Here is a 13615-nt window from a genome sequence, read left to right as displayed (position 1 = left end):
AATGCCTGAAGAACTTAATCTTGAAGGTAAGACCCTGCTATTGGTCGACGGATCCAGCTATCTCTATCGGGCCTACCACGCCATGCCGGATCTACGCGGCCCTGACGGCGGTCCAACCGGCGCGTTGTATGGAATGATCAACATGCTCCGGCGGTTGCGAAAAGACATCAATGCAGAGTATAGCGCGTGCGTATTTGACGCCAAAGGCAAGACATTTCGTGACGACTGGTATCCGGATTACAAGGCAAACCGGCCGTCCATGCCCGATGACCTCTCAAAACAGATCGAACCCATCCACGTCATCGTGCGAGCGCTCGGCTGGCCGCTGGTGATGATCGAAGGCGTGGAGGCCGACGACGTCATTGGCACGCTTGCGGTTGCCGCCGAAAAGCGCGGCATGAAAGTCGTCGTGTCGACCGGGGACAAGGATCTGGCGCAGCTCGTGACGGATCATGTCACCCTCATCAATACGATGTCCAACGAGACGCTCGATCGCGCCGGGGTGCTGGGTAAGTTCGGCGTGCCGCCGGAGCGGATCGTCGACTATCTCTCGCTCATCGGCGATACGGTCGATAACGTACCAGGTGTCGACAAGTGCGGGCCGAAGACAGCGCTGAAGTGGCTCACCCAATACGAAACCCTTGAGGGCATCGTGGCACATGCGGACGAAATCAAAGGTGCGGTGGGAGACAATCTGCGTAAGGCTCTCACCTTCCTTCCGATGGCAAAAAAGCTCGTTACCGTACAGACGGACTGCGACCTGACGGAGCAGATCGTGTCGATCGAGGAAACGCTGCCGGCGCGGCCCGAGGCTCGCGACGAATTGCGCGACCTGTTCACGCGTCACGGTTTCAAGACCTGGCTGCGGGAGGTGGAGATTGCGGACGCGGTGGAAGGTCCTGTCGACACGCCGCCCGCGCCGGCCACCGAAATCGAGCGGCATTATGAAACCGTCCAGACGTGGGAACAATTCGACGAATGGCTCGCGCGCATCAACGCCGCCGAGCTGACTTCCTTCGATACCGAAACGACCGCGCTCGACCCAATGCTCGCGCAACTGGTCGGGTTGTCCGTATCGGTCGAGCCGGGACACGCGGCTTATATTCCGGTCGCGCATCGCGGACCGGACGCGCCGCTGCAATTGCCGCGCGACGAAGTCCTGCAAAAGCTTAAATCGTGGCTTGAGGATCCGTCGAAGAAAAAGGTCGGGCAGCATCTGAAATACGATGAACAAGTGCTGGCGAATTACGGCATCGAATTGAACGGTGTCGAGCACGATACGTTGTTGCAATCGTATGTGCTGGAGTCGCATCGGCCGCACGACATGGACAATCTCGCGCTCCGGCATCTGGGCGCGAAGACCATCAAGTATGAAGACGTGGCGGGCAAGGGCGCATCGCAGATCGGCTTCGACGAAGTCGCATTGGATCAGGCTGCGCCCTACGCAGCGGAAGACGCGGATATCACGTTGCGGCTGCATCAAGCGCTCTATCCCCAGCTCGCCGATGAAGCGCAATTGCTGAAGGTGTATCGCGACATTGAAATGCCGACGTCACGCGTGTTGCGCAAGATGGAGCGCAACGGTGTACTGATCGATGGCGAATTGCTGCGCGTGCAAAGCGGCCAGATCGCCACGCGTTTGATTCAGCTGGAAGCCGAGGCATACATGCTCGCGGGCGGCGAATTCAACCTGGGTTCGCCGAAACAGATCGGCCAGATTTTCTTCGAGAAGCTGCAATTGCCGGTGGTCAAGAAGACCCCGAGCGGCGCGCCTTCCACCGATGAAGAAGTGCTGCAAAAGCTCGCCGAAGATTATCCGCTGCCGAAGATTCTGCTGGAACATCGCGGCTTGTCGAAGCTGAAGTCCACCTACACGGACAAGCTGCCGCGCATGGTCAATGCCAAGACCGGCCGCGTGCATACGAACTATGCGCAGGCGGTGGCGGTGACGGGGCGCTTGTCGTCGAATGAGCCGAACCTGCAGAACATCCCGGTGCGGACCGCCGAAGGCCGGCGCATTCGCGAGGCGTTCATTGCGCCGCCGGGAGCGAAGATCGTGTCGGCGGATTACTCGCAGATCGAGTTGCGGATCATGGCGCATATCTCCGGCGATCCGTCGCTCATGCGCTCGTTTGCTGAAGGCGAAGACGTGCATCGGGCGACTGCTTCGGAGATTTTCGGCGTCACGCCTATTGAAGTGTCGAGCGACCAGCGGCGTATCGCGAAGGTCATCAACTTCGGCTTGATCTATGGCATGAGCGCGTTCGGGCTGGCATCGAATATCGGCATTTCGCGCGATGCGGCGAAGCTTTATATCGACCGTTATTTCCAGCGTTATCCGGGCGTCGCGAACTACATGGAAGAAACGCGCACGAAGGCGAAGCGCGATGGTTTTGTCGAGACCGTGTTCGGACGGCGCTTGTGGCTGCCCGAGATCAACGGCGGCAGCGGACCGCGCCGGCAAGGCGCCGAGCGCGCTGCAATCAACGCGCCCATGCAAGGCACGGCGGCCGACCTGATCAAGCTGTCGATGGTCGCCGTGCAGGACTGGCTGGAAGCATCGAACAGCCAGACCAAGATGATCATGCAGGTCCACGATGAACTCGTGCTCGAAGTGCCCGAAGCCGAGTTGCCTGAAGTCCGCAAGCGCCTGCCGGAGTTGATGTGCGGCGTTGCTAAACTCAAGGTGCCGCTGGTGGCCGAAGTCGGCGTGGGCAACAACTGGGAAGAGGCGCACTGAAGGCGCACTGAGCGTGCCGGTGGGCCATCCAGCTAGTGTCCTGAGTTAGAGATTCGCAAACAAAATCGTTCGATGCTGGCCATGATGTCGTCAGCAGATTTTGTCCACATGAAGGGCTGCGGCTCAGCGTTGTAGATGTCGAGATAGTGGCGAATCGCGTCTTCCAACTGGCGTGTTGAACGATGGGTTCCGCGCCGGATTTGTTTTTCAGTCAGTGTGGCGAACCAGCGCTCCACCTGATTAAGCCAAGAAGCCGATGTTGGAGTGAAATGGATATGAAAACGCGGATGACGAGCAAACCAGGCGCGCACGGTCGGTGTCTTGTGAGTCCCATAGTTGTCCATCACCAAATGCACGTCCAATTGAGGAGGAACGTTGGCTTCGATCGTACGCAGGAACTTCAGGAACTCAGTGCCGCGATGGCGCCGATGCAATTGGCCGATGACTTCTCCGGTGGCGATATCCAGGGCCGCGAACAACGTCGTAGTGCCATGGCGTTCGTAATCGTGCGTACGGCGCTCGGCTATGCCGGGGGCCAACGGCAGAATCGGTTGAGTCCGGTCCAGTGCTTGAATCTGGCTCTTCTCGTCCACACACAACACCATGGCCTTGGTCGGCGGATCGAGATACAAACCGACGATGTCACGCGTCTTGGCAACGAACTGCGGATCGGTGGACAGCTTGAAGGTTTCCTGACGATGAGGCTGCAGGCCAAACGCACGCCAGATCCGACTCACCGCCGTCTGCGACAGACCACTTTCGCGCGCCATGGTGCGCGTGCTCCAATGTGTCGCTTTGGTCGGTTGTTCTTCCAGCGTCTTGGCAATGAGTGCATCGACCCGAGCATCATCAATGGTGCGTGGCGCGCCTGGCCGGGGTGCGTCGAGCAATCCATCGAGTCGCTGCTTGAGAAAGCGCGCACGCCATTTCGTTACCGTCTGCGGCGTGACACCAAGCGTGTCGGCTACGACTTTGTTGCTGATGCCGCTGGCGCAGTTCAAAACGATGCGCGAGCGCAGGGCGAGCGCCTGAGCTGTCTTGCGCCGACGCGACCAGGCCTGCAACTGCTCACGTTCCGATTCACTCAACACCAACTCCGCTTTCGGTCGACCTCTCATCGCGCCTCCGTCGTATCGAACCAACTATACGACGGACAATGCGGCGATCGAAAAATTCCATGAATTTCTAACTCAGGACACTAGTTTTGAATGATGTCATAGGGGAGTTTGAATGCATCGTTTCATCATCGTAGGGGGTGGCGCGGGTGGGCTTGAACTGGCCACGCGTCTGGGTGACAAGTTCGGCAACGCAAATGGCAAAGGCGGAGCGCGTGCGCAGGTCACGTTGATCGACCGCAATTCCACGCATATCTGGAAGCCGCTGCTGCATGAGGTCGCGGCCGGCAGCATGGACCCGTTCTCGCAGGAATTGCCGTATGCGGCGCAGGCGCGCTGGCACGGTTTCGAGTTCCAGCAGGGCGATTTGCTGGGCATCGACCGGACGGCAAAACGGGTGACGCTTGGCCCCCTTCTCGACGATGAAGCCGGCGAGCTGATGCCGCAGCGCGACCTGGAATACGACACCTTGGTCGTGGCGATCGGCAGCACGACGGCCTTTTTCGGTGTCCAGGGCGCGCAGGAAAATTCACTCGCACTCGATACCGTCGATCAGGCTGAGCTATTCCGCAAACGGCTGATCGCGGCGTGTATTCGCGCGGAATATCGGACGCCGGAGCCGGGGACCGCGAGCGCGGCCGCAGCGGCCGCTACTGGCGCAAGGCAGCCGCGGATCCAGGTGGCGATTGTCGGCGGCGGGGCGACGGGCGTGGAGTTATCGGCGGAACTGCGCAACACGGCGCAAGTGCTGCATGCTTACGGGTTGCACAAGCTCGATCCGAAACACGATATCGGCATTGTGCTGATCGAAGCCGGGCCGCGCATTCTTCCCGCGTTGCCCGAGCGTGTTTCCACCGCGACCGCCGATTTGCTGGACAAGCTCGGCGTGGCGCTGATGACCAGCGAAACGGTGGCCGAAGTGTCGCGCGGGTCCATCCGCACGGCGAGCGGCAAGACGATTGCGGCGGACCTGACCGTCTGGGCGGCCGGCATTCGCGCGCCGGCCGTGCTCGCAAAACTCGACGGCCTCGCCACCAACCGGCTCGGCCAGTTGATCGTGCGCCGCACGCTGCAAACCGAAACCGATGACAACATCTTCGCTCTCGGCGATTGCGCCGCGTGTCCGTGGCCCGGCGGTGAGAAAGAAGGACGCAACGTACCGCCGCGTGCGCAAGCTGCGCATCAGCAGGCGAGTTTCCTGCTGAAGTCGCTTGAACGCCGGCTGGAGGACAAGCCGCTTCCCGACTATACGTATCGCGACTTTGGATCGCTGGTGTCGCTTGGGCACTTCAGCGCGGTCGGCAGCCTGATGGGCGGGTTGATCGGCGGCAACATGCTGATCGAAGGGCTGTTCGCGCGCTTCATGTATCAGTCGCTGTACCGCATGCATATTGCGGCGCTGCATGGCTGGGCGCGCATGGCGCTGGATACGGTCGCCCACTGGCTGCGGCGCTCCACCGCGCCACGCGTCAAGCTTCACTAGACCTGTTTAGAATGGGTTGCCGCTTCGACGCGCAGTCGGCGTTTCGAGGCGGCTATCACGTGGTTATCTCAAGTCGTTGCCGTGCTTTCGGCTTTGCGAGCCGGCAGCGCGGCGTACCCATACCGGACACCTCGTTCGCTGGCATCTCGTGCCAGTGATAGACCAGTGGTCCTTCGCGGCCCCATGCCGCTGGAGCTTTGCATGCTTACGCCTGATATCGACAGTCTCGTTCCGCATGTCCCGTTCAACCGGCGCACGTTCATCAAGGCCGCGGTCGGCAGTGGTTTCGCCGCCTGCGTGATGCCGGTGTCCGCGCAAACCATCATCACCGATAGTGACGGCCTCGAAGCCGGCCCGGTTGGATTCAAGGCCGCCGACGGCACGCTTATCCCTGCGTATCGGGCGCAGCCCAAAGGCAAGACCAACCTGCCGGTGATCATCGTGATTCACGAGATTTTCGGCGTGCACGAGCATATCGCCGATGTCTGCCGGCGCTTCGCGAAACTCGGTTATCTGGCGGTGGCGCCCGATCTTTACGAACGCGAAGGTGATGCGTCCAAATTCACGTCGATGCAGCAGTTGAACGAGCAGCTTGTCTCCAAGGTTCCGGACGACCAGGTGCTCTCGGATATCGACTCGACCGTCGCCTGGGCGGGCGAACATGGCGGCGATTTGCATCGCCTCGGGATCACGGGGTTTTGCTGGGGCGGCCGGATCACATGGCTTTACGCCGAGCGCAATCCTCATCTCAAGGCGGCGGTGGTCTGGTATGGACGCGTGGTGGGGGCCAAGACGCCGAACAATCCGGCGAATCCGCTCGATCTCGCGTCAAACTTGAAAGCGCCGGTGCTGGGCCTGTTCGGCAAGCTGGATCCAAGCATTCCGCAGGACTCGCTCGAGCAGATGAAGCAGGCGATAGCGACAGGGCCGGCGGTCGCGCGGGGCTCGCAGATCGTGGTCTACGACGACGCGCCGCACGCGTTTTTCGCGGATTACCGGCCGAGTTACCGGAAAGCCGATGCGGAAGATGGCTGGAAGCGTGCGTTGGCGTGGTTCAGGGAGCACGGCGTGAAGTGAGGGCGCAAGGGCGGTGCCGCTGCGGCTGCGATACGGTCTGTCCCAAACGCCGGATCTGAAGTACGGCCGCGCCGCCGTTTTGTTCCAGCGCGGCGCGCGGCTTCGCTATGAGCGGCGAGGAAAGGCGTCCATTCATGTAGCCGCGCCTTCCCACTTCCGGCAGGGCTAAAACCTCATAGTCCTACAATGGGCGCAGAGTTGGTCTCGCACCCATCCCGCCGCGCTCTCTTTCACCCCCAGCACAGCAAAAATCTCAGGCAGCCGCGCCTGTAGCCACTGGCCGCGATGCGTCCGCACACCATTCGCTCCACGATCCCCCGTAAAGCGCCGCGCCATGCAGACCGGCGATTTCCATCGCCAGTGCGTTGTGGCAGGCGGTCACGCCCGAACCGCATTGCAGCACCACCCGGTCCGGCGATGTCGCCCCAAGCAGCCCGCTAAATGTCTCGCGCAGCTCGTGCGCGGTTTTGAAGCGGCCGTCCGCGGTCAGGTTGTCCTTGAAAAAGCGGTTCAGCGCGCCCGGGATGTGCCCGCCAACCGGATCGAGCGTCTCGTTTTCTCCGCGATACCGGTCCGCCGAGCGGGCATCGATCAGCACGTGGTCGTGCGTAGTCAGGTTGCGCAAGACGGCGTCGACATCGAACGTCACAGCCAGCGGCGCGCCGGCCTTGAACGTGCCTTCGGATTCGGGAGGTGCAGCGGTGTCCAGGGGCTGTCCAGCTGCTTGCCATGCGTTGAGGCCGCCGTCGAGCAGGGCGACGGAATCGTGACCAAGCCAGCGCAACAGCCACCATAGACGGGCAGCGTACATGCCGCCCTGGGCGTCGTAGGTAACGACTTGCTGGCCTTCCTTCAGGCCCAGGCGCTTGAGCGTAGCGACCAGCGCCGCGCGTTCCGGCAACGGATGGCGGCCGTTCTTGCCTGTCTTTGCGCCCGACAAATCGCGGTCGAGATGCAGATAATGCGCGCCGGGAATATGTCCCGCCGCGTAGGCGGCTTGGCCCGCTTCGGGCGCGGCGAGGTCGAAGCGGCTATCGATGATGAGCACGCTGCCGGGCGCGGCGGCGAGGAGATCGACGAGATTGGTCGCGGAAATAAGCGTGGTGTGGTGCGTGTGCGGCATGACAGCTCCCGGGGCAAACGCGCGGCTTGGTGGGCCGATGGACGGCGCGTTGCGGTAGTTAAGCTTCAAGTCTAAACAAAAAACTACAACGGAATGAGCAGATCGTTGATGTTTGTCGTCGCGGGTCGGGCCGCAGAGCGTGCGCTTGACTTTTGTCTGCTCACCGCGCGTTGGGGTAATACGAAAAATCGTCCCTGAATTAGGACGTTTCGTGTATCGGGGCTTGCTCGTCGTCGCCAGTATCAATCACCGCGCAACTATTCCTGCGCAGGCAATCCATACGTGTAAATCGTTCGAGACCGAGCCTGCTCCGGCGCGAGCGTGCTGCTCCACGTTACGCATCCAGCCAAATACTTCAAGGATTGCGAATGGCGACAAAATCACCCAGCGTTCCCACCCCGCCCGTTATAAACTCCGGCTCAATGAGCAACCACGAACAATTCCACGTCGTCTACGATGGCCCGGCGCTCGACGAGCACCGGATGAATATCCGCGACCTTGCGCCAGCGCTCGTCGCCATAGCCGATTTGTTCTCGGCCGCCAACACCGAACTTAACGGCAATTCTGCGGATGTCCGCGTCGAGGTCAAGGGCAACTTCAAGTCGGGTTCGTTCCAGATCGAGTTGATCTTCACACAGGCGCTGCTTGTTCAACTGCGTGACTTGTTTGCCAGTTCGACAGCGACAGCGGTGTCCAACGCTTCGGCCATCCTGGCGGTAGTCGGCCTTGTCGGCGGCGGCGGACTGATCGGTTTTCTCCGGCAATTGCGCGGCCGCCGGCCCGAACATATCGAAGACAACGGTGAGTCCGTCAGTGTCTGGATGACGGAAACCGAAGTGATGGAAGTTTCGATGCCGGTGTTCCGGCTTTATAAAACGAGGGCAGTGCGCGTTTTCTTGCAAAAGGCGCTGTCTCCGCTCGAACTGGATGGCATCACGAGCTTCGGCGTGGTCCGAGGCAATGATATCGATTTGGACATTGACAGCGTTGAGTTGGAGGCGTTTGCCTTCTCAGACGAGCAGGAGGACGTGGTCTCCGATTCCACTACGAGAAAAATGCTGCTGATCGAGTCGGTGACGTTTAAAGATCAGAACAAATGGCGAGTGCATGATGGCCAGTCCGCGTTCTTTACCGCCATGGATGACGGCGAATTCCTGAACAAAGTGAACGCGGGCGAGCGCTTCGGGAAGGGAGACGTGCTTGTGGTTGATCTTCAGCAAATTCAGACCGTCTCCAACGGCACGCTACGCACCGAGTTCCGCATCCTCAAGGTCCACGAGCACCGCGCGCCCTTGCAAACCGCATTGATCTAAGAGCAAGCAACCAAAAAAAATGCCCATCGATCCGATGGGCATTTTTCGTAGCCTGCATTGGTGACAGAGGAATACTCCCTCAAATCTCACCCAAATGCCGCCGCAAGAACTCGTGGAAGTGCTGCATCCCTGATTCCATCGGGCTTTGATACGGCCCGACCTGCGACTCGCCGCGATTCATCAGCGCGCGCCTTCCTGCGTCCATGCGCTCGGCGATCTCGTCGTCCTCACGCGCCGTTTCCATATACGCCGCCCGTTCCGCCTCGATGAATTCGCGCTCGAACAGCGCGATTTCCTCTGGATAATAGAACTCGACGATATTCGTGGTCTTCTGCGGACCCTGCGGAATCAGCCACGACACCACGAGCACATGCGGATACCACTCGATCATGATGCCCGGGTAATAAACCATCCATATAGCACCGAATTCGGGCGGTTTACCGCCACGGAAGCGCAGCACTTCGTCGTGCCACTTGCGGTACGTCGGGCTACCCGGCTTTTCCAGGTTCTTGTGCACGCCAACTGTCTGAACGCTATACCAGTCGCCGAATTCCCAGGTCAGGTCATCGCAGGAAACAAAGCTCCCCAGACCCGGGTGGAACGGCGCGACGTGATAATCCTCGAGATACACCTCGATAAAGCTCTTCCAGTTGTAATTGCACTCATGCACTTCGACGTGATCGAACATGAAGCCCGAAAAGTCGAAATGTTTCGCCGGACCCAGCCGGGCCAGATCGACCGCAACGTCGCGGCCGCTGGACTCGAACAGCAGCCCCTGCCAGTTCTGCAACCGGGATTTGCCAAGGTTGAGACAGGGGTTATCGGCGAAATGGGGCGCGCCCAGCAACTGGCCGTCGAGGTCGTAGGTCCACCGGTGCAGCGGACACACGATGTTCTCCGCCGTGCCGCGGCCGTTGAGCATGATGGCCTGACGGTGGCGGCACACGTTCGAGAGCAACTCGATTTCGTCCTGCTTGTTACGGACGAGCAGACGCCCTTCGCCTTCACCGGGCAAAGCAAAATAACTTCCCGCCTCGGGCACCATGAGTTCATGCCCGATGTAGCGAGGACCGCGTTTGAACAGCGTGTCGATTTCGCGCTTGAGAAGCGCTTCGTCAAAGTAAGCCGTGACTGGCAACTGACTGTGAATGGCGTTCAGTTGCAATGCATTGCTCAGATTGGACATTCCCACTCCCGTGAAGACGTGAAAGCAGTGAACAACCCAACCATCGAAAATTCGATTTAGGGAGCCCGCGATTATACCGAAAACCCTTTCAATGGGGCGCTTAAGGCCTTGATTTGGGTCAATTCCCGGTGAGGAGTTCCGCAAGCCAACGCCCTTTCTCCCATTTTCAGAGACAGGCTGTAATGGCCTGAGACGGGCCACAGGCATGGGTGAGAGCACGCTGAAGGTCGGAAAAGCCGCTTTTGCCGTAGAATGTCGGACTTGTTTCCCAAAATCCGACATTACACCCACGATTCATGGCGAAGACCGCAACGCAGGAAGGCTCGGCTGAGGGCTCGGCTAGCGCGGAAAACGCGCCGCTCCCGGACAATTACGAAACGGCGCTGGCCGAACTGGAGGGGCTCGTGGCGCGCATGGAGGGCGGCGCGCTGAGCCTTGAGGAATCGCTGGCGGCTTATCGGCGCGGCGCCGCGCTCGTCGGCTTTTGCCAACAACAACTAGAGAAGGTCGAGCAGCAAGTTCGCGTGCTCGACGGCGACACACTAAAACCGCTGCCCGCCGAGGTCCAGCGCGCCACTCAGGGCGCCGGCACAACGGCAGATAACGGGGACGACTTATGACTTTCGATCAATGGATGCACGCGAGTCTTGACCGCGTGGAAACGGCGCTGGAGCATTATTTGCCGGGAACGGACATCGTGCCCGCCAAACTGCATGAAGCCATGCGCTACGCGGTGCTTGGCGGCGGCAAACGGGTTCGCCCGCTGTTGTGCCACGCAGCCGGCGAGCTGACCGGCGCCGGTTCGCAGCAACTGGAAGCGGCGAGCGCGGCGCTCGAGATGATTCATGTGTATTCGCTGGTGCATGACGACATGCCGGCCATGGACGACGACGCCTTGCGTCGCGGAAAACCAACGGTACACGTGCAATATGACGAAGCCACGGCATTATTGGTGGGTGACGCTTTGCAATCGCAGGCTTTCGTTGCGCTGACGGCGGACAACGGCCTGAGCGCGGCGCAACAGGCGTCGCTCACGCGCGAACTGGCGCTGGCGAGCGGTTCGATCGGCATGGCCGGCGGCCAGGCAATCGATCTGGAAAGCGTGGGGCGCAAGCTGTCGCGCCCGGAACTTGAAACCATGCATCGCAAGAAAACCGGTGCATTGTTGCGCGCGGCCGTGCGAATGGGTGCACTCTGTGGCGAAGCCCCTGATTCAGCCGCCATGAATGCGCTGGACGCTTACGCCGCCGCAATCGGACTGGCGTTCCAGGTGGTGGACGACATTCTCGACGTCACGGCCGACTCGGCTACGCTGGGCAAGACGGCAGGCAAGGACGCGAAAGACGACAAGCCGACCTACGTGTCGATCATCGGACTCGATGCATCGCGCGAACTGGCGGCACAACTGGGCCGCGATGCGCACGCCGCGCTCGCGCCTTTCGGCCCGCGTGCCGGTCGGCTCGGGGAATTGGCTGACCTGGTTGTACACCGGGTGCACTGAAACATACGATAAAACGCGGGACCGGCGGGCGTGCCTATGCAACTTGTGCGTCTTACGCATGCTTTGAGCAGCGCCGGGTAACAACCGAACGGCTTCCGCCAGTTTTCCTAAATGGGACGACGATGTACGACTTGCTGAAAACCATCGACGATCCGGCCGCCTTGCGCGCCCTGGACCGCCACGAACTAAAACCGCTGGCCGAAGAGCTGCGTGCCTACGTGCTCGACAGCGTGTCGCAGACGGGCGGGCATTTGTCGTCGAATCTCGGAACGGTCGAACTGACGATCGCGCTCCATTACGTCTTCGATACCCCGCACGACCGCATTGTCTGGGACGTGGGTCATCAGACTTATCCGCACAAGATCCTGACCGGCCGTCGCGACCAGATGAAGACGCTGCGCCAGGCCGGCGGCATTTCCGGCTTCCCGCGCCGTAGCGAATCGAAATACGACACCTTCGGCACCGCGCATTCCAGCACGTCCATTTCGGCGGCGCTCGGCATGGCGATCGCCAGCAAACTGCAGGGCGACAACCGGTATTCCATCGCCGTGATCGGCGATGGCGCGATGACCGCCGGCATGGCGTTCGAGGCCATGAACAATGCAGGTGTGGCCGATGACGTGCCGTTGCTCGTGATCCTGAACGACAACGACATGTCGATTTCACCGCCTGTCGGCGCGCTGAATCGCCATCTGGCGCGGTTGATGTCCGGGCGTTTCTACGCGGCTGCGCGTGCCGGTGTGGAACGCGTGCTGCGCGTCGCGCCGCCCATGCTCGACCTCGCGCGCAAGCTCGAGGAACACGCGAAGGGCATGATCGTTCCGGCCACGTTGTTCGAGGAATTCGGCTTTAACTATATCGGTCCGATCGATGGTCATGATCTGGAATCGCTGATTCCCACGCTGCAAAATATCAAGGAATTGCGCGGCCCGCAGTTCCTGCACGTCGTGACGAAGAAGGGGCAGGGCTACAAGCTCGCCGAAGCCGATCCGGTCCTCTATCACGGTCCCGGCAAGTTCAATCCGGCCGAAGGCATCAAGCCGTCGACGGCGCCATCGAAGAAGACTTACACGCAAGTCTTCGGCGAGTGGTTGTGTGACGCCGCCGAGCAGGATTCACGGGTCGTCGGCATCACGCCGGCCATGCGCGAAGGCTCGGGCATGGTGGAGTTCGAAAAGCGTTTCCCGGATCGTTATTTCGATGTGGGTATCGCGGAACAACACGCCGTGACGTTCGCGGGCGGTCTCGCCGCCGACGGCATGCGTCCGGTGGTGGCGATCTATTCCACGTTCTTGCAGCGTGCGTACGACCAGTTGATCCATGACGTCGCGTTGCAGAACCTGCCGGTGGTATTCGCTATCGATCGCGCCGGTCTGGTGGGCGCGGACGGAGCGACGCACGCGGGTAACTATGATCTCGCGTTCCTGCGCTGCATTCCGAACATGACGGTGATGGCGGCGTCGGACGAAGACGAATGCCGTCAGATGCTGTACACCGGCTTGCAGCAGCCCAATCCGTCGGCGGTGCGTTATCCGCGTGGCGCCGGCACGGGCGTGAAAATCGTCAAGAAGATGACAGCGATTCCGCTCGGTAAAGGCGAGATCCGTCGCGAGTCCACGCAGAAAGTGGGTTCGGGCAAGCGTATCGCGATCCTTGCATTCGGCACCATGGTCGCGCCTTCGCTGGCGGCGGCCGAGGAACTGGACGCCACTGTCGCGAACATGCGCTTCGTGAAGCCGATCGATGCCGAATTGCTGCGCGAACTCGCCGCCACCCACGACGCGCTCGTGACCGTGGAAGAAGGCGCGATCATGGGCGGCGCGGGTTCGGCCTGCGTGGAAAGCCTGTTGGCGAATTCGGTCATCAAGCCCGTGCTGCAACTGGGCTTGCCCGATGCATTCATCGATCACGGCGATCCGGTGAAGCTGCTGGCATCGTGCGGGCTGGATGGCGCGGGCATTGCCAAATCCATACGCGAGCGCTTCTTGACCAACGCTGTCGAAGCCGACGCAGGCAAGCTGACAAAACGCGTCGCCTGACGCGAGGAACGTGTGGTGAAGGAGGGCGTCGGGGACGC

Annotated in this window: 11 protein-coding genes; 7 read left to right on the top strand and 4 right to left on the bottom strand. The window is 60.8% G+C overall.

All coding sequences use genetic code 11. From position 1 onward, the window contains the following. Position 1: 1 nt before the first annotated feature. A complete protein-coding gene (gene polA / locus ACSOSP_RS34695) occupies positions 2–2740 on the top strand; it encodes a DNA polymerase I (protein ID WP_455315166.1) in 2739 nt (912 codons plus the stop codon). Between the two features lie 32 nt (positions 2741–2772). On the opposite strand, the gene ACSOSP_RS34690 is transcribed toward polA, so the two are convergent. After that, positions 2773–3858, bottom strand: coding sequence for an IS630 family transposase (locus tag ACSOSP_RS34690; RefSeq protein ID WP_455312806.1), 1086 nt, complete (start codon positions 3856–3858; stop codon positions 2773–2775). A gap of 112 nt (positions 3859–3970) precedes the next feature. Between ACSOSP_RS34690 and ACSOSP_RS34685 the strand changes: the two genes are divergently transcribed. Then, complete coding sequence (locus tag ACSOSP_RS34685) at positions 3971–5338, top strand: NAD(P)/FAD-dependent oxidoreductase (protein ID WP_455315165.1); 1368 nt, start codon at positions 3971–3973, stop codon at positions 5336–5338. A gap of 201 nt (positions 5339–5539) precedes the next feature. Further along, positions 5540–6415, top strand: coding sequence for a dienelactone hydrolase family protein (locus tag ACSOSP_RS34680; RefSeq protein ID WP_455315164.1), 876 nt, complete (start codon positions 5540–5542; stop codon positions 6413–6415). A gap of 253 nt (positions 6416–6668) precedes the next feature. On the opposite strand, the gene ACSOSP_RS34675 is transcribed toward ACSOSP_RS34680, so the two are convergent. After that, positions 6669–7538: a sulfurtransferase gene (locus tag ACSOSP_RS34675; RefSeq protein WP_455315163.1), complete on the bottom strand. Its 870-nt coding sequence runs from the start codon at positions 7536–7538 to the stop codon at positions 6669–6671. Positions 7539–7957: 419 nt separating this feature from the next. Continuing rightward, positions 7958–8191, bottom strand: a complete 234-nt coding sequence (locus tag ACSOSP_RS34670; RefSeq protein WP_455315162.1) for a hypothetical protein — start codon at positions 8189–8191, stop codon at positions 7958–7960. Between the two features lie 36 nt (positions 8192–8227). On the opposite strand from ACSOSP_RS34670, the gene ACSOSP_RS34665 reads away from it, so the two are divergent. Continuing rightward, entirely contained in the window at positions 8228–8851 is a 624-nt protein-coding gene (locus ACSOSP_RS34665; RefSeq protein WP_455315161.1) for a hypothetical protein, read from the top strand. A gap of 79 nt (positions 8852–8930) precedes the next feature. Here ACSOSP_RS34665 and ACSOSP_RS34660 read toward each other — a convergent pair whose 3' ends face one another. Next, complete coding sequence (locus ACSOSP_RS34660; protein WP_455315160.1) at positions 8931–10037, bottom strand: aromatic ring-hydroxylating oxygenase subunit alpha; 1107 nt, start codon at positions 10035–10037, stop codon at positions 8931–8933. Positions 10038–10333: 296 nt separating this feature from the next. Here ACSOSP_RS34660 and ACSOSP_RS34655 point away from each other — a divergent pair, with 296 nt between their 5' ends. The 3 genes from ACSOSP_RS34655 (at position 10334) to dxs (ending at position 13577) form a co-directional block, all read left to right on the top strand. Next, positions 10334–10657, top strand: coding sequence for an exodeoxyribonuclease VII small subunit (locus ACSOSP_RS34655; RefSeq protein WP_031358648.1), 324 nt, complete (start codon positions 10334–10336; stop codon positions 10655–10657). Continuing rightward, the gene (locus ACSOSP_RS34650; RefSeq protein WP_455315159.1) at positions 10654–11538 is read left to right on the top strand and encodes a polyprenyl synthetase family protein; all 885 of its coding nucleotides are present in this window, start codon (positions 10654–10656) and stop codon (positions 11536–11538) included. The genes ACSOSP_RS34655 and ACSOSP_RS34650 overlap by 4 nt, the downstream gene beginning before the upstream one ends. A 122-nt stretch (positions 11539–11660) precedes the next feature. Continuing rightward, positions 11661–13577, top strand: a complete 1917-nt coding sequence (dxs, locus tag ACSOSP_RS34645) for a 1-deoxy-D-xylulose-5-phosphate synthase (protein ID WP_455315158.1) — start codon at positions 11661–11663, stop codon at positions 13575–13577. Positions 13578–13615: the final 38 nt, after the last annotated feature.

It is taken from the genome of Caballeronia sp. KNU42 (assembly GCF_053760385.1).
Note: the sequence above shows the minus strand (reverse complement) of the source record. Positions and strands in the feature narration are given on the sequence as shown.

Bases quoted from the DNA above. Each gene is read 5' to 3' on its own strand.
- polA (WP_455315166.1), top strand. From the start codon at position 2: ATGCCTGAAGAACTTAATCTTGAAGGTAAGACCCTGCTATTGGTCGAC.
- ACSOSP_RS34675 (WP_455315163.1), bottom strand. From the start codon at position 7,538: ATGCCGCACACGCACCACACCACGCTTATTTCCGCGACCAATCTCGTC.
- ACSOSP_RS34660 (WP_455315160.1), bottom strand. From the start codon at position 10,037: ATGTCCAATCTGAGCAATGCATTGCAACTGAACGCCATTCACAGTCAG.
- ACSOSP_RS34650 (WP_455315159.1), top strand. From the start codon at position 10,654: ATGACTTTCGATCAATGGATGCACGCGAGTCTTGACCGCGTGGAAACG.
- ACSOSP_RS34690 (WP_455312806.1), bottom strand. From the start codon at position 3,858: ATGAGAGGTCGACCGAAAGCGGAGTTGGTGTTGAGTGAATCGGAACGT.
- ACSOSP_RS34680 (WP_455315164.1), top strand. From the start codon at position 5,540: ATGCTTACGCCTGATATCGACAGTCTCGTTCCGCATGTCCCGTTCAAC.
- dxs (WP_455315158.1), top strand. From the start codon at position 11,661: ATGTACGACTTGCTGAAAACCATCGACGATCCGGCCGCCTTGCGCGCC.
- ACSOSP_RS34655 (WP_031358648.1), top strand. From the start codon at position 10,334: ATGGCGAAGACCGCAACGCAGGAAGGCTCGGCTGAGGGCTCGGCTAGC.
- ACSOSP_RS34685 (WP_455315165.1), top strand. From the start codon at position 3,971: ATGCATCGTTTCATCATCGTAGGGGGTGGCGCGGGTGGGCTTGAACTG.